Origin of the sequence: Streptomyces sp. NPDC006435 (assembly GCF_040612315.1) — a bacterium.
Lineage (GTDB): Bacteria > Actinomycetota > Actinomycetes > Streptomycetales > Streptomycetaceae > Streptomyces.
In genome coordinates this window covers 66,797-89,099 of sequence record NZ_JBEXPY010000021.1, presented here as the reverse complement: position 1 = coordinate 89,099, position 22,303 = coordinate 66,797, and the positions used below count along the sequence as shown (strand labels likewise).

21 protein-coding genes and 4 pseudogenes are annotated in these 22,303 nt (G+C 69.9%); 16 read left to right on the top strand and 9 right to left on the bottom strand.

From position 1 onward, the window contains the following. Window positions 1–88: 88 nt before the first annotated feature. The gene (locus ABZZ04_RS21275; RefSeq protein WP_356933759.1) at window positions 89–472 is read right to left on the bottom strand and encodes a VOC family protein; all 384 of its coding nucleotides are present in this window, start codon (window positions 470–472) and stop codon (window positions 89–91) included. A gap of 592 nt (window positions 473–1,064) precedes the next feature. Here ABZZ04_RS21275 and ABZZ04_RS21270 point away from each other — a divergent pair. The 3 genes and pseudogenes from ABZZ04_RS21270 to ABZZ04_RS21260 all read left to right on the top strand — a co-directional run. Next, window positions 1,065–2,048: pseudogene (locus ABZZ04_RS21270) on the top strand (transposase); the annotation flags it as partial. Between the two features lie 147 nt (window positions 2,049–2,195). Then, window positions 2,196–2,288, top strand: a pseudogene (locus ABZZ04_RS21265) (transposase); the annotation flags it as partial. 217 nt (window positions 2,289–2,505) lie between these two features. Beyond that, window positions 2,506–2,727, top strand: a complete 222-nt coding sequence (locus ABZZ04_RS21260) for a transposase (protein ID WP_356933820.1) — start codon at window positions 2,506–2,508, stop codon at window positions 2,725–2,727. 7 nt (window positions 2,728–2,734) lie between these two features. Here the strand turns inward: ABZZ04_RS21260 and ABZZ04_RS21255 are convergent, their stop codons facing one another. Continuing rightward, complete coding sequence (locus ABZZ04_RS21255; protein WP_356933758.1) at window positions 2,735–3,274, bottom strand: YrhB domain-containing protein; 540 nt, start codon at window positions 3,272–3,274, stop codon at window positions 2,735–2,737. Between the two features lie 996 nt (window positions 3,275–4,270). On the opposite strand from ABZZ04_RS21255, the gene ABZZ04_RS21250 reads away from it, so the two are divergent. The 3 genes from ABZZ04_RS21250 to ABZZ04_RS21240 all read left to right on the top strand — a co-directional run bounded on the left by ABZZ04_RS21250 (window position 4,271) and on the right by ABZZ04_RS21240 (window position 7,495). Beyond that, the gene (locus ABZZ04_RS21250; protein WP_356933757.1) at window positions 4,271–5,326 is read left to right on the top strand and encodes a bifunctional DNA primase/polymerase; all 1,056 of its coding nucleotides are present in this window, start codon (window positions 4,271–4,273) and stop codon (window positions 5,324–5,326) included. Beyond that, window positions 5,323–6,906, top strand: coding sequence for a phage/plasmid primase, P4 family (locus tag ABZZ04_RS21245; protein WP_356933756.1), 1,584 nt, complete (start codon window positions 5,323–5,325; stop codon window positions 6,904–6,906). Before ABZZ04_RS21250 ends, ABZZ04_RS21245 begins: the two co-directional genes overlap by 4 nt. Window positions 6,907–7,111: 205 nt before the next feature. Continuing rightward, window positions 7,112–7,495, top strand: a complete 384-nt coding sequence (locus tag ABZZ04_RS21240; RefSeq protein WP_356933755.1) for a DUF6009 family protein — start codon at window positions 7,112–7,114, stop codon at window positions 7,493–7,495. A gap of 136 nt (window positions 7,496–7,631) precedes the next feature. Here the strand turns inward: ABZZ04_RS21240 and ABZZ04_RS21235 are convergent, their stop codons facing one another. The 3 genes from ABZZ04_RS21235 to abc-f form a co-directional block, all read right to left on the bottom strand. After that, the gene (locus ABZZ04_RS21235) at window positions 7,632–8,186 is read right to left on the bottom strand and encodes a CGNR zinc finger domain-containing protein (RefSeq protein ID WP_356933754.1); all 555 of its coding nucleotides are present in this window, start codon (window positions 8,184–8,186) and stop codon (window positions 7,632–7,634) included. After that, the gene (locus ABZZ04_RS21230; protein ID WP_356933753.1) at window positions 8,183–10,003 is read right to left on the bottom strand and encodes an ABC-F family ATP-binding cassette domain-containing protein; all 1,821 of its coding nucleotides are present in this window, start codon (window positions 10,001–10,003) and stop codon (window positions 8,183–8,185) included. The genes ABZZ04_RS21235 and ABZZ04_RS21230 overlap by 4 nt, the downstream gene beginning before the upstream one ends. Window positions 10,004–10,084: 81 nt before the next feature. Next, the gene (gene abc-f, locus ABZZ04_RS21225) at window positions 10,085–11,719 is read right to left on the bottom strand and encodes a ribosomal protection-like ABC-F family protein (protein WP_356933752.1); all 1,635 of its coding nucleotides are present in this window, start codon (window positions 11,717–11,719) and stop codon (window positions 10,085–10,087) included. A gap of 336 nt (window positions 11,720–12,055) precedes the next feature. On the opposite strand from abc-f, the gene ABZZ04_RS21220 reads away from it, so the two are divergent. After that, a complete protein-coding gene (locus tag ABZZ04_RS21220) occupies window positions 12,056–12,235 on the top strand; it encodes a DUF6210 family protein (protein ID WP_356933819.1) in 180 nt (59 codons plus the stop codon). 55 nt (window positions 12,236–12,290) lie between these two features. On the opposite strand, the gene ABZZ04_RS21215 is transcribed toward ABZZ04_RS21220, so the two are convergent. Both ABZZ04_RS21215 and ABZZ04_RS21210 read right to left on the bottom strand, forming a co-directional pair. Further along, the gene (locus tag ABZZ04_RS21215) at window positions 12,291–12,488 is read right to left on the bottom strand and encodes a hypothetical protein (RefSeq protein WP_356933818.1); all 198 of its coding nucleotides are present in this window, start codon (window positions 12,486–12,488) and stop codon (window positions 12,291–12,293) included. Between the two features lie 103 nt (window positions 12,489–12,591). Then, window positions 12,592–13,638, bottom strand: a complete 1,047-nt coding sequence (locus ABZZ04_RS21210) for an alpha/beta hydrolase (RefSeq protein ID WP_356933751.1) — start codon at window positions 13,636–13,638, stop codon at window positions 12,592–12,594. A 707-nt stretch (window positions 13,639–14,345) separates the two neighbouring features. Between ABZZ04_RS21210 and ABZZ04_RS21205 the strand changes: the two genes are divergently transcribed. The 3 genes from ABZZ04_RS21205 (at window position 14,346) to ABZZ04_RS21195 (ending at window position 16,386) form a co-directional block, all read left to right on the top strand. After that, the gene (locus tag ABZZ04_RS21205) at window positions 14,346–14,582 is read left to right on the top strand and encodes a hypothetical protein (RefSeq protein WP_356933750.1); all 237 of its coding nucleotides are present in this window, start codon (window positions 14,346–14,348) and stop codon (window positions 14,580–14,582) included. A 121-nt stretch (window positions 14,583–14,703) separates the two neighbouring features. Next, entirely contained in the window at window positions 14,704–15,378 is a 675-nt protein-coding gene (locus tag ABZZ04_RS21200; RefSeq protein WP_356933749.1) for a HEAT repeat domain-containing protein, read from the top strand. A gap of 3 nt (window positions 15,379–15,381) precedes the next feature. Continuing rightward, window positions 15,382–16,386 (top strand): MerR family transcriptional regulator, encoded by a 1,005-nt coding sequence (locus ABZZ04_RS21195; protein ID WP_356933748.1) that lies wholly within the window; start codon window positions 15,382–15,384, stop codon window positions 16,384–16,386. Between the two features lie 221 nt (window positions 16,387–16,607). On the opposite strand, the pseudogene ABZZ04_RS21190 reads toward ABZZ04_RS21195, so the two are convergent. Continuing rightward, window positions 16,608–16,892: pseudogene (locus ABZZ04_RS21190) on the bottom strand (DUF5988 family protein); the annotation flags it as partial. 23 nt (window positions 16,893–16,915) lie between these two features. Next, window positions 16,916–18,418: a DHA2 family efflux MFS transporter permease subunit gene (locus tag ABZZ04_RS21185; protein ID WP_356933747.1), complete on the bottom strand. Its 1,503-nt coding sequence runs from the start codon at window positions 18,416–18,418 to the stop codon at window positions 16,916–16,918. A 185-nt stretch (window positions 18,419–18,603) separates the two neighbouring features. Between ABZZ04_RS21185 and ABZZ04_RS21180 the strand changes: the two genes are divergently transcribed. From ABZZ04_RS21180 to ABZZ04_RS21155, 6 genes and pseudogenes are all read left to right on the top strand, one after another. Next, window positions 18,604–19,059, top strand: a complete 456-nt coding sequence (locus ABZZ04_RS21180) for a MarR family transcriptional regulator (protein ID WP_283856462.1) — start codon at window positions 18,604–18,606, stop codon at window positions 19,057–19,059. Between the two features lie 241 nt (window positions 19,060–19,300). Continuing rightward, window positions 19,301–19,714: pseudogene (locus ABZZ04_RS21175) on the top strand (alpha/beta fold hydrolase); the annotation flags it as partial. Between the two features lie 175 nt (window positions 19,715–19,889). Continuing rightward, window positions 19,890–20,078: a hypothetical protein gene (locus tag ABZZ04_RS21170; RefSeq protein ID WP_356933823.1), complete on the top strand. Its 189-nt coding sequence runs from the start codon at window positions 19,890–19,892 to the stop codon at window positions 20,076–20,078. Between the two features lie 25 nt (window positions 20,079–20,103). Continuing rightward, window positions 20,104–20,919, top strand: a complete 816-nt coding sequence (locus ABZZ04_RS21165; protein ID WP_356933746.1) for a metallophosphoesterase — start codon at window positions 20,104–20,106, stop codon at window positions 20,917–20,919. A gap of 164 nt (window positions 20,920–21,083) precedes the next feature. After that, window positions 21,084–21,620, top strand: a complete 537-nt coding sequence (locus tag ABZZ04_RS21160; protein WP_356933745.1) for a hypothetical protein — start codon at window positions 21,084–21,086, stop codon at window positions 21,618–21,620. 169 nt (window positions 21,621–21,789) lie between these two features. Continuing rightward, window positions 21,790–22,050, top strand: a complete 261-nt coding sequence (locus ABZZ04_RS21155; protein ID WP_356933744.1) for a hypothetical protein — start codon at window positions 21,790–21,792, stop codon at window positions 22,048–22,050. Window positions 22,051–22,303: the final 253 nt, after the last annotated feature.

Below are 22,303 nucleotides of genomic sequence, written 5' to 3'. Positions count from 1 at the left end.
TGCCAGGCAGCGGTCTCCATCGGTGTGGCTCGCCCTTCGGCGTTTGAGGGACCTGCCCGGGCAGGGGAGCAGACCATGCGCTGGGGCTCTATTCGCCGAGCATCACGCTTTCGCGTGTGACGAGGCAGAAGGGGTGCCCGACGGGGTCTGCGTACACGCGATAGCCGATCGGCTTGTCCGACCCTTCGAGCAACGTGGCACCGAGGGCAAGCACCTTCGGCTCGGCGAGATCCAGGTCGTCGACCAGCACATCGATATGCGCCCGAGCAGGGCGGTCCGGGTTGCGCCACTGGGGCGGGCGGAAATCGCCGACGCGTTGGAAGGCCACGACCTCTGTACCTGTCGTGCTTCTGAGTACTACGTAGTCAGTCGTCTCCTCCACTCTCGGCAACGACAGCAGGCTCTCGTAGAAGCTCGCGAGCTCGGATGGGTCGGGGCAGTCGATGACGAGAGAGAACAGGCGTCCGATCATGTTGATCACTATGCCGGGCACAGACGTATGAGGGCTACGTACCTGATTGCTTGGACAGCCTTTCTCTCAAGCTCTCAAGCTCTCGCAGAGCGATGGTCGAGCAGGCAGGCGGAGGTGCCTCCACCTCCGCCGTACCTATTACGGCGTAATAGGTTGAGGCCGTGGATTCCCGCAGCCCGGGAAGACAGGCAACGTCCTCTGCACCACCTCTCGGGCAGGGACTGAGCTTGTTCTTTATCTTCAGGCCCAGGTCGAGCGCAGGGAGACCGCGTGTTGCTGGTGGACGACTGGATTGAGACCGGAAGCCAGGCTGCAGCTGTCCGAAGCATGGTCGAGGAATGCGGGTCCACCTGGATGGGTTGCAGCGTCATTGTGGATCAGCTCACCGATGCGCCGAAGAACGCTCTCGGTACCGTTCGAGGCTTGCTGACCGCACGAGATCTCCCACCGTGCGAATCCTGAGTTCAGCCTCTCGGCTTCGGACCGACGTCGAACTTGAGGCGAGTTTTCGCAGTTCAGAGGACACGATGGCGGCCTTCATCTGACATGTGCTCCGACCAAGGCGCACATGACCAAGGCGAAGGCCGTGAGGGTGAGTCTGCTGTCTGTTGCTGTCCGGAGGGAAGCGTTCGCGGAGGCGTCACGCTTCCGGGGCGAGTTCTATGAGTGTCTGACCGCTCGGCGTGACGAGTTGTTCGGGTTGGTGGACGCGGTGTTGTGTGCGGACGGTGCGGTGAAGTCTCCGGTGGATCTGATGCTGTTGCCTGAGCAGCGTCGTGGGCACGGAGCGATGTACGGCGGCTTGAACCATGGCCGGCTCGATGCCGGTCGGCTGCGGGCGGTGCTGGCCCTACTCCTTCGTGGCCGTGCTGGAGCCGGGCGCCACGTCCTGGACCGCGATCCTGGACGCGGTCCGGCTCGGCCCCGCGGACGACGTGACCGCGATCACCGCCGCCCAGCTGAGGGGCGTCGTCGAGCGGCTCGTCGCCGCGGGCCAGTGGCAGGCCGGGGCCCGCATATCGTGATCGTCAGCGATGCCGGCTACGACGTCACCCGCCTGGCCTGGGTCCTGCGTGACCTGTCCGTCGGGCCGGTCGGTCGGGTCCGCTCCGACCGTGTGATGCGGCCGGCCGAAGCCACCGAGAATGCACGGCGTCAACGGCCGGCCGCCCAAGCACGGCCCGGAATTTCGCTTCACCAAGCCGGAGACCCGGCCCGAGCCCGCGATCACCACGGTCACGGACACGACCAACCACGGCAAGGCCGAGACCCAGGCATGGGACCGGGTCCACCCAAGGCTCACCCACCGCTCCTCCTGGCTCGACCACGGCAGTGAACTGCCGTTGGCCGAGGGGACATTGATGCGGCTGAAGGTCGAGCATCCGTCGAAGGACAGGGATGCCCCGCCGGTGTGGTCATGGTCCTCGAAGGCCAGCGCCACCCCGGACGACGTGGACCGTCTCTGGCAGGCGTTTCTCCGCCGCTTCGATCTGGAACACACCTTCCGCTTCGCGAAGCAGACCCTGGTCTGGACACCACTCCGAAACTCCGTACTCCCGAGGCAGCGGACCGCTGGAATTCTGGTGGCCATCAGCCGGGACTCAACTGGCCGCGCACCTGGACTCTGCCACGGCCGCCGACAGGACCTGACGGATGAGCAGTGGGCGCTGGTGGAGCCGTTGCTCCGCCTGCGAGGGGAGGCCCCAAGGGCGGGCATCGGGAGATGCATCCGCGGCGGCGGATCGTCGACGCGATCTTCTACGTAGCTCGGACCGAGTGTGCCTGGCGGCAGCTGTCAAAGGACTTCGCGCCCTGGCCGACGGTGTACTGGTACTTCACGTGGTGGCACGACGACGGCACCGTCGGGCGCATTCATGACGCTCCGCGCGGCAAGGTCCGTGAAGCTGACGGACGCGACGTGGAGCCGAGCGCGGGCTTGATCGACTCGCAGTCAGTTCGCACCGCCGACACAATCTCTGCTGCCCCCAGGGGCTTCGACGCGGGCAAGAAAGTGAAGGGACGAAAGAGGTTTCATCGTCACCGACACTCTCGGCCTGCTCCTGGCTGTCCGCGTCGTCGCGGCGAACGTTCAGGACCGCGACGGTGCGAAACGGCCGTTGCTGTGGACCAGGCTCGACCACCCCAACGTCAAGAAGATCTGGGCCGACCAGGGCTTCGCCGGCCGCCTTGTCGAATGGGCCGCCGACTCACCCGACAAGGCCGGGCAACACGGCCAGGGCCCCGTCCCCTTTTAGCGGGCCGCTACCGAGCCGGGCCCGCCAGCGTACTGATGGGCAACGGAGGGCACACCTCCGGCTTCCGGGTGAGTCCCACCAGTTCCTCTGGAGGTTCGTTCCCGTCCCGGACAGCCGTGACATAAGCCTTCGCCTGCTGTGGTCCCAACAACGGAGCCTGCTTCCGGAGGTGGCGTATCGCGGCCATCGTCCCGTCAGAGTGCACGAGTTCCAGGACATCCGTGATCAGCGGATCGGGAGGTCGGACACCTTTGACCTGCTGAAGGTAGAGCTCCTCCCAGCCTTCGCCGACGAAGGTGGTGACAGGGATGTGGTGGATGCTCCCGTCTTGTCGATCCACCAGATAGGGCCCATGGCCCACCAGCATCTTTTCGGCATCACGGCTGCGGATGTACTCCACCGACTGCCAGAAGACCAGCCACCCGAGGGCGTGTTCCTCCACGTCGAGAACAGCGAGCTCGGGCAGCTGTGCCATCCATGGCGACTCCTGCCGCTCTCTCGACAGCAGAGCCTCGACCAGCTCCACGGCGCGTTCCTTGATGACCATGTCCCTCATCTTTCACCATGGCGCAACCGGGTTTCGATCCCGACCGGACCAGTCGCACATCGCCCAGATCGAGATCTCGAACGCGGTCTGAAGCTCATCGGGAAGACAGGGACTCAAGGTCCAGCCCCTGTCTCCAAAAAAAAGTCCTGCCAGGTTCAGTCCCTCCGCTTCGTGCAGCCCTGCTGGCACTCCGGCCAGGTTCTTCCGAGGGACCAAAAGGGGCCAGGGACCAGACGTGGGGGACTGAAGTGTCTGGAGTCCCTCGGTGAAAAACCTTCGGTCCCTGCATGTTTTCGCAGGTCAGAGCAGTTTAGCTTGTTCTGGCAGGGACCGTAGGGACTAAAAAGCGCAATTATGACGTAGACAAGAGATAGGGGTTCATACGTGCGGGCGCGTGTCACACATACATCAGGTGTAGCTCATAATTGCCGAGTTGAGTCCCTAGAGTCCCTGTTCTGGTCGGGTGAAAGGCTCTGACCTGCGAAAACATGCAGGGACCGAGCTCAGGGACGCAGTTTCGTCAGCCCCTGGCGTCTGGTCCCTGGACCCTGTCCGTCCCTCCGGGGCGCCGCCGGGCAGGCCTCCTGGTGTCGGGCGCGCTTGATACGGCTGGTCCCTGGGCTGCGGCCCTAGGCTGAGGGTGCCGTGCCGGCGGGCCCCCGGCCCCTCGGGTCGTCTCCCGTCGGGCTCTTCCCTGGAACGGCCGTGGGCGGGGAGGACCTGCCGTCTCCGGGGCCTGGCCGAAGAAGCACATCCCAAGCCCCAGGGACTCAAGGGACCAAGGAAACTGATAGAAACGGCACGCGGCCCGGGGTGGCCCCGTTTTCAGGATGCTGGGCCCTAGACTCTCTTCTGCACTACAGTCCCTTCGGTCCCTGACAGAGGGTCACCAGACATCCGGTGGCCCGGGAACGATTGAGCAACCGAGATGTGACGAGGACGGTCCGCGTGCCGCGCGAAGGCGAAAACCGGGAGCGTGCAGCCCCAGGCAGGTCCGTGCTCCCGCATGCGGTCGCGCGCTGGTGCGCCGCGAGGGGCTGGCCCGTCCACCCCCTCGCGCCGGGACGGAAGACTCCCGCGGGCAACTGTCCCCACTGCCGGGCCCACCGGCATGAGCCGTCCACCTGCTCGTGCCTGCCCGCAGGACGGCCCTGCCACGGCTTCCACGCGGCGACGACCGACCCCCGGCGCATCGACAGATGGTGGTCCGACACCCCCGCGGCCGGGGTCGGAGTGGCCTGTGGGCCCGCTGATCTGATCGTGATCGACATCGATGCCCACCAGGCCCCGGTCGCCGACCGGTCGCGACTGCTGCCGGGCATCCCGATCCCCGAGCAGGTGAGCCTCGACGGGCTGGCCTCCGGCTTCGACACGCTGGCGCTGCTGGCTGCTCTCCGAGGCGCGCCCGATCCGGCCGAGGACACCACCACTCTCCGGGTCCGTACGCCTTCCGGGGGGCTGCACATCTGGTACCGGAACCCCGACCCCTCGACCCGGTTCCGGTGCTCGACGGGCTCGGGCCGGAACGCCGCGCTGGCCTGGCAGGTCGACGTACGGGCCGACGGCGGTTACATCGTCGCCCCGAGCACCCGCGTCCCCCAGGGCTCCTACCGGGCCGAGGGGACCGCCAGGACCCCTGCGGACCTCCCCGACTGGCTCAGGGACGAACTCGCCCGTACAGGGCACGTCGTGACGCCTCAGAAGCCCCAGGACCTGCCGCCCGCCCCCGAGGTCCGGAAAAGCACAGAACGGCCCGCACACGGCCGCCGAGCGGCTTCGGCCGAGCACGTCCTGGATCCGTTGATCGCGGAGGTCGCCGGATGCGCGGCCGCGTCGGAGGGCACCGCGTTCTCCGAGAAGCTCAACCGGGCCGCCTACACGGCCGGTGGTCTGGCCGCGGCGGGCCACCTGGAACTGCCCGACGTCCGGGACCGGCTCGTCCGGGTCGCCCACTACGCCAGGCCCTGGCAGCAGGCCAGGAACGAGACGATCGTCGACGACGCGCTCGCCGTAGGGTCCGCCCGCCCGCTCCATCTCAGGGGACGTTCATGAGCAGCGCCGAGAGCTCGCCGCGCTTCGACCCGCAGGCCGCAGCTCAGCAGATGCTCGACCTTCTGGGCACCGAACAGTCTGCTCCCTCCCTGCTGCCCGCCCAGTACGCGGCCATGATCGCGTCTCCCGTCCCCGGTCCGGAGCCCACCCCGGCTCCCGTTTCCGCCCCTGGACCGGGAGCCGGCCCGGCCGGGACCCCGTTGCCCCCGTCGCTGTCGGACCGGGGCAACGCACGGCTCTTCGTGCAGCTGCACCGCGACCAGTTCCGCCACGTGGAGGGACTGGGCTGGTTCGTCTGGGACGGCTACCGCTGGAAGCGCGGCGGAGGGGAGAAGGCCGCGCTGTGGGCCGCGGGCGAGATGGCCGAGGACATGCCCGACACCGACGCGCGCGGTGTGTTCAGCAACCGCGAGATCGCCCAGCACAAGCGCCGCACCCTGTCCACCACCGGCATGAAGGCCCTCCTCACCCAGGCCAAGGCGTCGCCGGACCTCTCCGTGGACCCGGACTGCCTGGACGGGGACCCCTACGCCCTGTGCACCCCCGCGGGCGTGGTCGACCTGAACAACGGCCACCTGCGCAAGGCCGATCCGACCCTGGACCTCCACTCCCGGGCCACCAGCGTCGCCCCGCAGCGCATGGAGACCCCCCGCTGGCACCGCTTCCTCACCGACACCTTCGGCGACGACGCCGAAGGCCGGGAGATGATCGACTTCCTGCACCTGCTGCTCGGCCACTCCATCACCGGCGACGTGGGCGCGCAGGTGCTGCCCTTCCTGCACGGCGAGGGCAAGAACGGCAAGTCCGTCCTGCTCGACATCATGATCCAGATCCTCGGCGACTACGCGGACGCCGCCCCTCCGGGCTTCCTCATGGACCGCGGCGCCTTCTCCGAACACTCCACGGAGCTGACCGAACTGCACGGCCGCCGCCTGATCGTGTGCAGCGAGCTGAAGCCGAACGACAAGTTCGACGAGGCCCGCGTCCGCCTCCTGACCGGCGGCGACAAGATCAAGGCGCGCCGCATGCGGCAGGACTACTTCTCCTTCACGCCCACCCACCACCTGTGGCTGCTGGGCAACCACCGCCCCGAGGTCTCCACGGGCGGCTTCGCCTTCTGGCGTCGCATCCGCCTGCTGCCCTTCACCCGGACGGTGCCCGCCGAACGCAGGATCGACAACCTCGCCTTCGAACTGGTCCGGGACGAGGGACCGGGCATCCTGCAGTGGCTGATCGAGGGGGCGCAGCGGTACCTCGCCACCCGGGACCCCCTCGAAGGCCCCGATCGGGTACGCATCGCCACGACCGCCTACGCCACCACCGAGGACCACATCGGGCGCTTCCTCGCGGAGTGCTGCACGCGCGACGGCGACCGTGCGCGAGACCTGCGGGTGGAACAGGGACTGCTGTACACCGAGTACAGCTCCTGGTGCCACGCGGGCGAGGGGATCAGGCCCGCGACGCCCCGGGCCTTCGCCAACCGGGTTCGCCAGGAGGTCGGTGTGGCCTCGCCGGCCGACATGATCAAGTCCAACGGGCGGAAGTACTACCCGGGCATCGCGCTGCTGGAGCACGCGTGAGGCCCCGCCGGGACCGCCACCGTCCCCACCACGCGGCCTACACCGTTCCCGGTAAGCGTTCTACGATGAATGCCGGGCCCCGTACACGGCGGCTCCCACAGGACGGTCCGCCACTGCCCGAAGCGCGGGCCGGAGCACCACGCACACAATGCCGGGCCGCATCCCCCTCCCCAGGGGGCACCCGGACGAAGGAGGGGCTGCAGCCATGAGCTCGCTGTTGACCGAGAGCGACCTCATCCACGAGGCAGAGGTGGTGTGGCTGGAGAACCCCGACGAGCTGGACTACGTGCGTCAGGCACTGGACAAGACCAGGCGTCGCAACACCAAGCCGCCCTACGCCAGGGACGGCCGCATGGTGGGGTACGCACTCCTCGACGACCAGGCGTCCCCGGACCCGGACAGCGGCCTGTACAAGCGCCGGGTCTTCTTCCTGCTGCCGCACGACCGCGACAGCCTGCCCGACGGGCTCTACCGCGAGGGCGCGCCGGGGGAGGCCGTGGACCCCCGGACCATCGCGCCGAAGAAGCCCGGGGCGAAAACCCCCCGCTCCCAGTGCGGTTCCGAGGCCATAGCGACGTCCGCGCCGTGACCCGCCGCCCGGACGCCGGAGGCGGCGTCCGCGTCCCGGACACCGCCCGGGGCCGTCCGGCGACACAGGATTCCTGAGATCCGTCCTGCGTCCATGCGACGGAGGGGACGAGGCGGGAGAGGGGTCCCCGGGCAGGTCAGCGGGTGGCCGCGGTCTTCTTGCGGGCGCGGTAGGCGGCGGCCTTGATCTTGTTCCCGCAGGACTCCATCCCGCACCACTGCCGCCGCATGCCCCGGGAACGGTCGATGTAGACACGGGTGCACTCGGGATTGCCGCACTCCTTGAGCAGGGGGACGTCCGCCCCGCTCAGGACCTCGACCGCCAGGCGGGCCACGGTGGCCAGGGCCTCGTCCGGCGTCGCCTCCGTCCAGCGCCCCGACGGGGTGAGCTGCGGGGCGGCCGTCGGCTTGCGTGCCGCGCCGTTCAGCACCTCCAGCGCCTCGTCCGCGTACTCCTCACCGAGGCGACGGGCCGTGATCAGCTGGTAGACGGCCTCCCGCACGGCCTTCGCGCGCTCGACGTCGGCCTCCCCGCAGGGGGAGACCGCGTCGACGATGCCGGACTCCAGATACCATGCGTCCAGCCTGTCCGGCGTCACGAACATCTCGAACCGCGTCGAGCGCCGCGCCCTGAGCGTCGCGGCGAAGTCGAGGGCCGGATTTCCGCATACGAAGACATGGTCCAGGTTCACATCACCATTTTGGCAGGTGACGAATGGGCCTGCAAGGCTTCGTCCGCCCGGCCCGGGGCCGCGGAGAGCCGGAGTTCGCGGCCCTGCCAGCGCCTGCGCAGCCAGCGGTCGTGACTGGCCAGGACGATCGCCCCGGGCCCGGGGCCCAGAGCGTCCTCCAGTTCGTCGCACAGCCGCGGGGACAGATGGTTCGTGGGCTCGTCGAGCAGCAGCAGTTCCGGCGGGCGCGCCACCAGGAGCGCCAGCGCGAGCCGACGGCGCTGGCCCACCGACAGCAGGCCGACCGGCTTGCCGAGGTCCGTCTCGTGCATCAGCCCCAGCGATTTCAGCGGAACGGCCTCCGCCCGTTCCGCACCGAGCGAGAGCTCGTAGGTGTCGCGCACGGTCCGGTCGGGTCGCTCGAACACGGTGTCCTGGGTCAGCAGCCCCACGGTCGTTCCCTGCCGTCGCCGTACGTCGCCCTCGGCCGCGAGCCGCCCGGCGAGCACCGACAGGAGCGTCGACTTGCCCGTGCCGTTGCCTCCCGTGACGAGGAGGCGTTCGGCGGTGAGCACGTCCAGGCGCCCGACGGACAGCCTGCCCGGCACGTTCACCCCGCGCAGGGAGACGAGGGCGTCGCCCATCGAGGCCTCGGACGCATGAGACACCTCGGGCACGTCAGACGCCTCGGGCGGGTCGGACACCTCGGGCACATCAGATGCCTCGGACGCCTCGGACGCCTCGGACGTCTTGGACACCTCGGACGTCCCGGACGCCTCCGGTTCCGGTGCCCGCTCCTCGGCGAGCGCGGTGACGTGGAAGCGCAGTGGCTGCGGCGGCTCGCCCACCTGCGTGTGCTCCAGCCCGTCCAGCCTGCGGGAGGCGTTGCGCACCCGCCGCGAGATCTGGCTCTGCACCCGGCCGCCCCGGTGGCCGTACCCCATCTTCTCGTTGTCAGTGCGTCCCCGGTCCGGTGCGACCCGGCGCGCAGTCACACCGACCGAGCGGCGCAGCGCCGCCAACTCCTCCTGCTCCTCGGCGTACCGCCGTTCCCAGCGCTCCCGTTCCGCCCGTTTCTCGGACTGGTAGGCGCTGTAGTTGCCGCCGTAGCGAACAGGACCGTCCACGGCCGGGTCGAGGTCGATCAGATCCGTGCAGACGGCGTCGAGGAAAGCCCGGTCGTGGGCGGCCACCACCACGACGCCGGGCAGGCCGCGCACCTGCTCCTCCAGGAACGCGGCAGCCCCGTCGTCGAGGTGGTTGGTCGGCTCGTCCAGCAGGAGCGCCGACGGGCGGCGGACCAGCAGGGCGGCCAGTGCGAGGCGCCCGCGCTGCCCGCCGGACAGGGAGCCGAGGGCCCGGTCGTGCCGGAACGCACCGAGGCCCAGTCCGTCGAGCACGATCGCGGCACGCCGGTCGGCGTCCCAGGACTCCCGCTCCTGGGCCTGTTCGAGCCGACGGCCGTACAGGTCGAACAGTTCGGCACAGTCGGGGGAGTCCTGCGGGACACGGGCCAGCTGTTCGGTGAGGCGGTCGAGCTCGGCCAGGTCGTCGCGGGCCTCGCGCAGGGCGTCGTCCAGCACGTCGGCGATCGTCGACGTGGCGTCGAACGGCATCTCCTGGTGAAGGAAGCCCAGGTCGGCCGGGCGCGTGATGCTTCCGGCATCGGGTTCGTCCACTCCGGCGAGCAGCCGCAGCAGGGTCGACTTGCCGACACCGTTCTCCCCGATCAGTCCGATGCGGTGGCCGGGGGAGGCGGTGAGGGAGACGCCGTCGAGCACTCGCCGGGTGCCGAGGGTGCGGATGACGTCATGGGCGAGCAGGGCGGGTCGGGGCATGGTGGTTCCACCTGACGTGATGTGGTGTTCGGCCCGCGGGGTGACACACCTCGGCGCGGGCCCGGTCGACACATCGGCGGGTCACACCTCGGGCGCCCCCGTCTCCTTCAGTTCGCCGCCGGCCAGCCGGAGCCACCGGTTCACCCCGATCCGGGAGAGGAACCGTTCGTCGTGGCTGACCACCACGAACGCCCCCTGGTAGGAGCCGAGCGCACCCTCCAGCTGACCGGCGCTGACCAGGTCGAGGTTGTTCGTCGGCTCGTCGAGGAGCAGCAGCTGCGGGGCCGGTTCGGCGCACAGGACGCAGGCCAGGGTGGCGCGCAGCCGCTCGCCGCCGGACAGCACGCTCACCGGGAGGTGGGCCCGGGGGCCGCGGAAGAGGAAGCGGGCGAGCAGGTTCATCCGCTCCGCCTCCGGCCTGTTCGGGGCGAACGCGGTGAAGTTCTCGGCGACGGTGCGGTCGGGGTCCAGCAGGTCGAGCCGTTGCGAGAGGTAGGCGATCCGGCCGTCGGCCCGCTTGATCTGTCCGCCGTCCAGGTCGAGGTCGCCGTTGAGTAGCCGCAGCAGCGTGGTCTTCCCGGCCCCGTTGGGTCCGGTCAGCGCGATGCGTTCGGGGCCCCGGATCGTGAGGTCCACCCCCGCCGCGGCGAACAGGGGCCGTCCGCCATGGCTGACCTGCATCTGTTCGCCGAGGACGAGCGTGCGTCCGGCGGGCACCCCGGTGTCCGGCAGGTCCAGGGTGATGCGCTGCTCGTCGCGCAGGGCCCGCCCCGCCTCGTCCAGCCGGGCCTTGGCCTCGCCGACCCGGGAGGCGTGCATCTGACCCGCCCGGCCCGCGGACTCCTGGGCGCCGCGCTTCATGTTTCCGGCGAAGATGCGCGGCAGCCCCGCGCTCTTGAGGTTGCGGGCGGCGTTGCTCGCCCGGCGCTCGGCGCGTTCGCGGGCCTGCTGCATCTCCCGCTTCTCCCGCTTCAGCTCCTGCTCGGCGTTGCGGACGTTCTTCTCGGCGACCTCCTGCTCGGCCCGTACCGCCTCTTCGTACTCGGTGAAGTTGCCGCCGTAGAAGCGGAGTTCGCCGCGTTCGAGCTCCGCGATGCGTTCCATGCGGTCGAGCAGGGCCCGGTCGTGGCTGACCAGCAGGAGACAGCCGCCGAAGTCCTCCAGCACGTCGTAGAGCTTGTGGCGGGCGTCGAGGTCGAGGTTGTTCGTCGGCTCGTCGAGCAGCAGCACGTCGGGCCGCTTCAGCAGCTGGGCCGCCAGGCCGAGCGAGACGATCTGACCGCCGCTGAGCGTGCTCAGGCTCCGGTCCAGAGCGAGGCCGGCGAGACCGAGCCGGTCGAGCTGGGCGCGGGTGCGCTCCTCGATGTCCCAGTCGTCACCGATGGTCGTGAAGTGTTCCTCGGCGACGTCGCCGGACTCCACGGCGTCCAGGGCCCGGATCACCGCGGCGATGCCCAGGACCTCGGCCACCGTGAGGTCGCCGGTCAGGGGGAGGTTCTGCGGGAGGTAGCCGAGCGTGCCGCCCACGGACACGGACCCGGTGCCGGGCCGCAGCTCACCGGCGATCAGTTTGAGCAGGGTGCTCTTCCCGGAGCCGTTGGGCGCGACCAGGCCGGTGCGGCCGCTGCCCAGGGTGAAGGACAGCTCTTCGAACACCGGGGTGTCGTCGGGCCAGGCGAAGGAGAGGTTCGAGCAGATGACGGAGGCGTCGGACATGGAGAGACCTCGGGTGAAGAAACGGGTCGGCTCATGGGCCGGTACCCGAAACGGACTGAGGGGACGACGAAACGGGCCACGACGGCGGCGCTCCTGGGCACCTGCCGATGGCCTGTCGGGTCGGGGTATCACCCCGAGATGTCGTCTTCACCCACCATGTCCGGCTCTCCTTCGTTGCACGCGTTGCGAACATTGCACGACCAACGCCTGTCGAGCCTAACAGCAGGGCTTCGGAGAGGCTCCTGATTTATGGGCTGCTGATTCGTGGGCTCATGGATTCAGGGGTCCGTCACGGCGTCTGTGACGGGGGTCTGTCACGGAAGTCTGTGACGAGGGCTGTCAGGGGGCTGTGCGGGGTCGGTCGAGCGCATTCCCTACTGGGCGTCCGACGGCCGCGCGGAGGGCCTGCACACCCTGGGGCCGGACGGGAGCCGGTTCCGCGACGCCGACGAGGCGTGGGTACCGGTGATCACACCGGACGGCCCCGGAGTGCTGCTCTGGGCCGACTCGGACTGAACGCGGCGATCGGCTGCCCGCCACGGGGCGGACAGCCGGCGTCTTCGGGGCGGGGCTACAGACCGAGGTCCGCGGCCCAGCAGGAGAAGGACATCCACGAGCTCTCCGGGTCGTACGTGTCCTTCGTGGACCTCTCCGGGGAAGCGGGCCTCACCTCGACCATGTCCTCGTAGGAGATGCGCTCGGGCAGCTTGCCGAACCTCTCGTGCCGGGCTGCCGCGGCCTGGTCCGTCGTCGTGCTGTCGGTGTTCACAGTCAACCTCCGCTCCGTGGGTGGCGGATCGCGCCGTCTGCTTGTGAGTACGAGGCTCGCACTCCGTGCGTCACCTGTCAAGCCGGTGACGGGCGAGGTGGCCTCAGAGGTGGTCCGCGTCGATCGTGGCCCGCACGAAGTCGGCCGGCGCCTCCTGCGGAAGGTTGTGGCCGATGCCCTTCAGGACGCGGTGGTCGTAGGCGCCCGTGAACCTGTCCCGGTACGACGTGTCGCCGTCCGGCGCGGTGAAGGGGTCGTGCTCGGCGTCGAGGGTGATGGTGGGCACCTCGATGGGCGGGCGCGCGGCGAGCTGCTTCTCGTAATGGTCGTAGCGGCGTTCACCGTCGGCGAGGCCCAGCCGCCAGCGGTAGTTGTGGATCACGACGGCGGCGTAGTCGGGGTTCTCGAAGGCCCGCGCCGTGCGCTCGAAGGTGGCGTCGTCGAAGTCCCAGGTGGGGGAGACGGTGTCCCAGACGAGGCGGGTGAGGGCGTGGCGGTCGGCGGGGGTCTCCATGGCGGTGCGACCGCGTTCGGTGGCGAAGTAGTACTGGTACCACCAGGCGTGCTCGGCCTTCGCGGGCAGCGGCCGCTTCTGGGCCTCCCGGTCGGTGATGAGGTAACCGCTCACCGACACCAGCGCCTTGACGCGTTCGGGCCACAGGGCGGCGACGATGTCGGCGGTGCGGGACCCCCAGTCGAAACCGGCCAGCACGGCCTTCTCGATCCTGAGGGCGTCCATCAGGGCGAGGACGTCGAGGGCGATCGCCGACTGCTGGGCGTTGCGGGACGTCCGTGCGGACAGGAAGCGCGTCGTGCCGTGGCCGCGGAGGTGGGGAACGATCACTCGGTAGCCCTTTGTCGCCAGCAGGGGTGCTACGTCGGCGAAGCTGTGGATGTCGTAGGGCCAGCCGTGCAGACAGATGACCACGGGGCCGTGGGCGGGGCCGACCTCGGCGTAGCCGACGTTCAGCAGACCGGCCCTGACCTGCTTCGTCCTGGTGAAGGACGGGTGGATGCCGGGGGAGGGCGAAGGCTCCGTCGGCGGTGTCGCGGCGGAGGCCGTCGTGAGCCCCCGCGGGCCCGTCAGGGAGACGGCGGCTGCTCCGGTGCCCAGTCCCAGGGCCTTGCTGAAGGTGCGCCTGTCGAACATGTGAAGCTCTCCATACGTTTCGGTGCGACGTTTCGGTGCGCGGAGCTACGTGTCGAGAGAGGTGTGAGAGGTGTGAGAGGTGCGGAAGGGGTGCGGGGCGCGGGGACGCGTGTCGCGCGGTGGGCACGCGTGTCATGTGCCCGATCCCCGTGCCCGGCCCCGTTCGCGGCGTCGCGGCGGATCGTGTGCGTAACGACCCTCGCACTCCGTGCGTCACCTGTCAAACAGGTGACGATTTCCTGTGCAGGTGCTCGGCACGGTGAACGCGCGCTGGATTGAATGGAAGTTGTCGGGCCGGGACGCCGAGGGGACCACGCATTTTCGACGGGAACGACGACGGCTTCGGGAACGGGCACCGACGCGGGGGTCCGGATGAGGTGCGGGTACGGGTGTGGGTGCTGCGGGTTCCGGTGGCGACGGCTGCCGGGCAGTCCTCCGCGACCGATGCGTCGGTGCTGGACGAGGAGGAGCGGCGGCGCATGGCCGCTTTCGCCCAAGACGAGGACCGCGTGCGCTACGCCTTCGCCCGTACGGCGCTCCGTACGATTTTGTCCGCGCGGACCGGTACGGCCCCCACGCCCTCCAGTTCGCCCGTGACCCCTGTCCTTGCTGCGACGGGCCGCACGGGCGTCCCGTGCTCACTGCCGCGGCGGCGGAGCGGCTCGCGGGGATGCTGCAATCCGGCGGAGCCCGCGGAGGACCTGGCCGTGCCCCTGGAGGGGCGCCCGACGGTCTTCGCCAGGCTGTGGGTCCGCAAGGAGGCGTACCTCAAGGGGCCGGGCACGGGTTTCGGCCGTGACATCGCGGCGGACGACGTCCGGGGCGACCTCCCCGGCTGGTGCGTCACCGACCTCCCGGCAGGCCCCGGTCACGCCGCCGTCGCGGCGGGCTCCGCGCGGGACTGCACGGTCGTCCGCGTCCACCGCACCCTTCCGGAGCTGTGAACCCGCCCCCCGGCTCGTGCTGTTCGTCCGCCTCGTCCCGTACAGGGCCTCCTTCCGGACCGGTTCGGCTTGACCTTGACACGTTGACAAGGTCTTCACTGTGGCCGAGGAGGTGGTCCCGATGATCATGCCGAAAGAGGACACGAACACGATGCGAGCGCTCCGGGCACTGGAGAACGACAGCTCGTCGACCCGGTTGAAGGCGGCGCTGGCGGTCGGCACGCACCCGGACCCGGGGTTCATCGGCAAGCTCGTCGAGCGATGCGCGATCGAGCCCGAGTTCTACGTACGCGAGATGCTGACGTGGGCACTCACCCGTCACGCGGCGTCGATGACGGTCCCGGTGCTCCTCGACGAAGTCCGGGCGGGGGGCGCGCAGGCACGGAGCCAGGCGTTGCACACGCTGTCCAAGATCGGGGACCGGCAGGCGTGGCCGGTGATCACGCCGGCGCTGCTGGCCGACGCCGACGACGAGGTGGCCCGGAGCGCCTGGCGGGCGGCGGTCGTGCTCGTACCCGAAGGTGAGGAGCACGAGCTGGCCGTAGTGTTGGCGACGCAGCTCGGGCGCGGCGAACGCGAGACGCAGCTGAGTCTCAGCCGGGCGCTGATCGCGCTCGGGGAGGTGATGCTGCCGGTCCTGGGTGCGGCGACCGAGGACCCCGAACCCCGCGTGCGCGCGCACGCGATGGCCACGGAGCGGCTGTGGCGCGACCCGGATGCCGGATTCGAGTTCGCGATCGAGGAGGCGAAGCGCGTCGTGGCCCTCGGTGGGGGCGATCGGGAGGAGGAGCGGTAGGCAGTGTTGATCGGTGACGTCGCACGACGGGCCGGGGTCAGCGCCCGCATGCTCAGGCATTACGAATCGCTCGGCCTGGTGCGGCCGACGGGCCGTACCGATTCCGGCTACCGGGAGTACTCCGGCGAGGACATCCGGCGGATCTTCCACATCGAGAGCCTGCGGTCGTTGGGTTTGTCGCTGCGTGAGGTCGGGCGCGCGCTCGACGACCCCGGATTCGCGCCCGCGGAACTGGTCGACGGCCTCATCCGGCAGACGCGGGAACGGCTCGCGGCGGAGACGGAACTGCTCACGCGACTGCGCCGGATCGACGCCGCGGAACCCGCCGACTGGGAGGACGTCCTCCAGACCGTGGCCCTCCTCCAGGCGCTGGGGTCGAAGAGCGCGGGGGCGCGGCAGCGCGCGGCCTTGTCCGCGGCCGATGAGGTGCCCGTACCGGTGGAAGCACTGGTCGAGGCCGTGCTCGACGAGTCGGACCCGAACGTCGCCGGAGCCCTCCGCTGGGCTCTGGCGCAATCGGGCGAGGACGGGGCGGCGCTGCTGGCGGAGGGCCTCGGCTCGCCCTCGGCCGAGGTGCGGAAGCGTGCCGTCCAGTCCATCGCCGAACTCCCGGACGACGGGACGACCGCGCTGCTGCGCGACGCCCTCACGAACTCCGACGCCGTGGTCCGCGGGTACGCGGCTCTGGCGCTCGGGGCGCGCGGTGCGGCCGACGTGGTGCCGACGCTCATCGACATGATCGTCGAGGAGCGGAACGACGTCGACGCGGCCGACGTGCTGAGCGCGCTGGCGGGTGACCCCGCGGTGGCGGACCGGATCGCCACCGGGCTCCTCGACCGCCTCGCCCACGACACCATGGGATCGTCCGCACGCCGACGGCTGACCCAGGCGCTCGCGGACATCCCGGGGGACCTGACGGCAGGTGCGCTCGTGGATCTGTCGCACGACGAGGACCGTGCCGTCGCGCTCACCGCGACGTACATCCTCAAGCTGCGCGAGACGCGATAGCGGACCTTTCCGGGGCTTGAGCGGGGCCGTTTCCGCGGCAGTGCTGAGGCTGAAGCGGAGGTGGAGATGGGGGCTGAAGCGGAGGCCGAGGTTGAGGCAGAGACAGAGACAGAGACAGAGACAGAGGCGCGGGCGGGGCAGGCACGGAAAAGGCAGCGGCCCGGCGTGATGCCGGGCCGCTGCCTCGTGGGTCGTTCTCCGTCGGTCCACTCGGCGACGTAGGTGCAGCCGCTCCGGGCGAACACCTGGAGTTCCCGGTCGTCCTCGACGACGGTCTCGTCGGTCGGCTCGAAGTGCTCGTACCGGTTGCCCGAAAGTACTTTCACCTTGGAGTTCCTGTCCGCGACGTAGCGCACGCGGTCCTTCTCGTGGATGAGGAAGGCAGGGCCACGACTGCCGTCTCCTTCGGCGCAGGTGCGGATTGTTCGGAAGTCCTCGGTGCTTCGGCCTGGCAGTAGGGGGTGCTTCGCTGCGCGCAGGATCGGCGGTCGCTCTAAAGCCTTCAAAGCACCCAAAGCGTCCAAAGTGTTCAGGGGGTGTTCCGGTCGGCCGGCCCAGCTGCCGCCGCGGCGCCGACGGCCGGGGTGTGAGCGGTGGGCGTGACCGGGGCCGGGGTGGTGGCGGTGGCGGGTGTGCGGGGCTTGGTGTGGTTGCGGATCAGGAGGCAGACGAGCAGACCGGCCACCAGGACCGCGATGGGCAGGGCCACCGTGCTGTGCAGTGTGGCGAGGAAGGCGGTGGAGTAGCTCTGGCCGACCGAGAGCCCGGCGGAGAGCTGTCCCTGTACGAGGGCGCCGACCGCGGCGGCACCGATGACCGAACCGATCTGGCGGACGGTGTTGTTGACGCCGGAGGCGGCACCGGCGAGTCGGGGCGGCACGTTGCGCATGGCCTCGGTGGACATCGGGGCGACGATGCATCCGACGCCGAGCCCGGTGAGCAGGGTGGCGGGGACGAAGGCGTACCAGGAGGTCGCGGGGCCCGCGATCAGGGCGATGGCGAGGATGCCGGACGCGTACAGGGCCAGGCCGGTGATCAGCAGGTACTTGCCGCCGATCCGGTCGGACATTCGCCCGGCGAACGGGCCGAGGGCCATCGACACCAGGGAGGACGGGGCCAGCACCAGGCCCGCCTTCATCGCGCTCATGTGCAGGACGGACTGGAGGTAGAGGTTGAAGGGCAGCACCAGCCCCAGCATGGCGATCGAGACGAGTCCGACCAGCACGGTCATCACGGTGAAGTTGCGGTCCTCGAAGAGTGCGAAGGGGACGAGCGGCTCGCGGTCCTGCCGACCGCGCTGGTGCAGCAGGAACCCGACGGCCAGGGCCGCGGCCGCGGCGAGCAGCGCCCAGATGCCCGGACCCCAGTGGTAGCGCTCGCCCTCCTGGAGACCGAACGCCAGGCAGAACAGGGTGGCGGTGGCGAGGAGGACGCCCACCAGGTCGAAGCGGTGGGTACGGGCGGGGCGGATGTCGGGGACGACCAGGAACGTGAGGACGAGCGCGGCGATCCCGATCGGCACGTTCACCAGGAAGATCCAGCGCCAGCCCACGGCCGAGACCAGCATGCCCCCGAGGGTCGGCCCGGACAGGGTGGCCAGGCCCGCGACCGTGCCCCAGATGCCCAGTGCGGAGCCGCGTCGTGAAGCCGGGAAGACGGACACGATCAGGGTCATCGTCTGCGGTACGAGGAGGGCGGCGCCCAGCCCCTGCACTCCGCGGGCGGCAATCAGGGCCGCCGCGTTCGGGGCGAATCCGCAGGCGATGCTCGCCAGGGTGAAGACGACCAGGCCCGCGGCGAACAGATTGCGCGGGCCGCGCATGTCGCCGAGCCGGCTCGCGGTGATCAGCAGTACGGAGAGCGCCAGCGCGTAGGCGCTCACCACCCACAGGGTCTGGTCGAGCGAGGCTCCCAGGCCGTTGATCATGTCGGGGATCGCGATGTTCACGATCGTCAGGTCCAGCAGGGGCATGAAGAACCCGAGCGAGAGCGTCATCAGGACTGCCCAGGGGTTCCCGCGCCACTTGAGCACGACCGTCTCCTTCGTCCGTCGATGGCCGGTGTCCCGGCGTCTGCTTCGAAGCTAACCCATCTTCTTTGATGCATCAAGATAGATGTATCGAAGTTGTTGTATCTCTCGCAGATGCATCTGCAGTGGATGTATCTGCGGTGGATGCATCTCTGGAAGATGCATCGAACGCGATGTAACGTGGCGGCATGGATGGAGTCGAGCTGTTCCTGCTGGGACGCACCCTCATGAAGATCGGGGAAGGCGCGATGCCCGAGCCCGAGGGCGGTGCCGCCCGCTACGGGGGCGGTGTGCGTTCGGTCCTCATCGTGGTGAGCGATCTGGCCACCCATCCCGACAGCGCGGTCGGCGAGATCGCGGCCCGTACCGGCCTTCCGCAGAGCCAGGTCTCCACCGCGGTGGCCCGGCTGAAGGAGGCCGGCGCCGTGGTCACCAACCCCGACCCCGCCGACCGCCGCCGTCTCCTGGTCCGGCAGTCCTCCCGCCCCTCCGACCGGATGGCCCAGGTCAGGGCGACTTCCATCGAGGGTGCGCTGGCCGACGCGCTCGGCGACGACGCCGAGGGGCTCAAGGAGGTCACCGAGGCCCTGGACGTGCTGGCCCGCCATCTGTCCCCGCAGGCCCGGTCCCGCAAGCAGGGGTGACCGAAGGGACAGCGGTCCGGCAGTCCGGCGGTTCGGCGGTCGACTCCGTCGACGACAGCCGACGGAGACCGGCGAAGACCGGTGGAGATCTGCGAGTACCGGCGAGGATCGGTGGAGACCGGCGGCGTGCGGGTCAGGTGCGGCTTCGTCGTGCCGGACCGGGTGCCCGCGACGATGACGATCGACGTCCCGGCCGCGCGCACAAGCCCCGCTTGACCGGGAAGGGCTGGCTTCCCGGTACATGAGCATCCAGGAAACCGAAGCAGAGCTGTGGGTCCGGCGCTTCCACCCGGCTCCCGAGAAGCCGATCAGGCTCGTCTGTCTGCCGCACGCCGGTGGTACCGCCTCCTACTTCTTCCGTTACTCGCAGATCCTCGCGGCGACCGCGGACGTGCTCACGATCCAGTACCCGGGGCGCCAGGACCGGCGGCACGGACCGTCGTTGACGACGGTGAGCGCCCTGGCGGACCGGATCCACCGGGTGCTCATGCCCTACCACGACCGCCCGCTGGTCCTCTTCGGCCACAGCATGGGCGGCATCCTCGGTTTCGAACTGGCCCGCAGGATGGAACGCGAGGGCCGGCCGCCCAGCGGCCTCATCGTCTCCGGGCGGCGCGCCCCCGACATCCACGCCGCGGACAACGTGCACACCCGCGGGGACGAGGCGCTGATCGCGGAGATGGGCACCCTCTCGGGCACCGACCCCGGGGCCTCGCCGACGAGGAGATCCTGCGCATGGTCCTGCCCGCCGTGCGTGCCGACTTCAAGGCGATCGAACCTACCGCTACCGGCCGGACGGGGAGGGGCCCGCCCTCGACTGCCCGCCGAGCGTGCTCACCGGGGCCTCCGACCCGCGCGTCACCCTGGAACAGGCCAGGGCCCGGCGAAAGTTCACCGGCGGCCCCTTCACCTTCCGCAGCTTCCCGGGCGGCCACTTCTTCCTGACCCCGCAACAGGACGCCGTCACCGCGGCGATAGCCCAGGACCTGGCCTCGCTCGCCCGGCCCGCCACCCACTGACTGAACCCGTGGCGCACGGAAGCTGTTGGCCATCGGTGACCTGCACGTCGGTTACCCCGAGAACCGCCTCCTCGTCGAAGGGCTGTGGAGCACCACCGATCAGGACTGGCTGATCGTCGCCGGTGACATCGGCGAGCTGGTGGCGGACATCGAACGGGCAGTGCGGCTGCTGAGCGAACGCTTCGCCGAAGTGGTGTGGATCCCGGGGAACCACGAGCCGTGGACCCCGCCCGACGACCCGGTGCAGCTGCGGGGCGAGGAACGGTACCGGCACCTGGTGTCGCTCTGCCGGGCCGCGGGCGTCGTCACCCCGGAGGATCCCTACCCCGTGTGGCACGGCCCCGGCGGACCGGTGCTCGTGGCCCCGCTGTTCCTGCCGTACGACTACACCTTCCGCACCGGAACGGCCCGGAACAAGGAGGAGTCGCCGGCCCGGGCGTACCGGAGCGGCGTCGTGTGCTCGGACGAATTCCTCCTGCACCCCGACCCGTACCCGAGCCGCGAGGCGTGGTGCCGCGAACGGGTCGCCGCCACCGAGCGACGGCTCCTGGCCGTCGACCCCGAGCTGTCGACCGTACTGGTCAACCATTTCCCGCTGGTGCGCGAGCCGACCAGGATCCTGCGCCACCCCGAATTCGCCCAGTGGTGCGGCACCGCACGCACCGCCGACTGGCACCTGCGCTTCCGCTCCCGGACCGTCGTCCACGGCCATCTGCACATACCCCGCACCAGCTGGTACGACGGCGTGCGCTTCGAGGAGGTGTCGGTCGGCTTCCCCCCCCGGGAGTGGCGTACGCCGGGCCATCCCCGTGCCGTCCCGCGCGTCGTGCTCCCCGGCTGAGGGGTGCGTTCCTCCGTGTTCTTCCCGGGTGAGAGGAGCGCCTTTTCCGGCCGGGGGAGTGCTCTTCCCGGCCATGAGGGGCGCGGGGCGAACTTGCTGCCCCGCAGGTTGTGGCCACCGCTCCCCGGCCCCCACCCGCCCGGAACGTACATAGCCTGCTGGTCATGACGCTGCTGAGCCGAGACACCGAACGGACGCAGCTCGACGACGCGCTGACCGCCTGCGGGCGGGGCGGCACCGGCATCGTGCTGGTGAAGGGCGCCGTGGGCTGCGGCAAGATCGACGACTCCCAGGGAACTGGGGACTCCGAGGGCTCCAGGGGTTCCGGAGGGTTCGGTGGATCTGGTGGATCCGGGGGCTTTGACGACCTCGACGGTTTTGACCGCGGCTGGGTCGTACCCGTACTGCGCGAGGCGGCACAACAAGCCATGGCGGTCGACGAACCCGAGCGTGCCGCAACCTGCCTGCAACTCGCCCACGCATCCTGCGCGACCGACACGGACGGACACACCCGCAGCGAGATCATGCTCCAACTCGCGACCATCACCTGGCGGTTGAGCCCGGCTGCGGCGCGGCGGCCTGTGCCGGGTGCGGTGGACCGAGGCGAAGCGGATGCCGCGTGCCGTGTACGAGCCCAGGACCTGGGCCGTCGTGGGCGAGGACCCGTTCAGGGCGCATCCCCGGCCTCGTCGACCGCCTGACGGACTCCTGCACGGTGGTGACCTACGACCGTCGCGGCATGTCGCGCAGCCCCGCGGGCGACCCGATGCCGCGGCTGACCCCGCGGACCCACGCCGACGACCTGGCCCTGCTGCTGAATCCGAGTTCCTGTTCCTGACCGAGGAGGAGCGGGCGGAGGCCGGGCAGGCCGTGCTGACGGCGTACGAGACGTACAAGAAGGAGGGGTTCGGCGCCGCCATGGCCCGCTGGGCGGCGTTCAACGACATCGACTACGGCAACCTGGAGTTCGAGCCGGGTGCCCAGCTGTCGCCCATGACCGACGAGCGGTTGGCCAACAGCGACTTCTTCATCACGCACGAGATGCCGGCCTGCAGCACCGTCCAGCTGGACGGGGCGGGACGGGGCAGGACGGGGCAGGACGAACCGAACGTTCGACGGTCGAATCCCTGAATGTGTGTCAAATCTGAACAGAATCAAGGGAGTTGTGATGAAACTCCAAGTGAGGATTGAACGCCTGCTCCGGGGGTGACAACCAACTGCACCCGGCTTTACCCCGGCTCCGGGTGCCGCGCCGGGCACTTCGGAACCCAAGGTGTTCAGGAGGTTCGAATGACCCATGAGGCTGAACCCGACCGGACCCGGGACCAGGGCGCCCAGCCCGCCTCACCGCCGGTTCCATCGCCGGTTCCACCGCCGCTCCCAC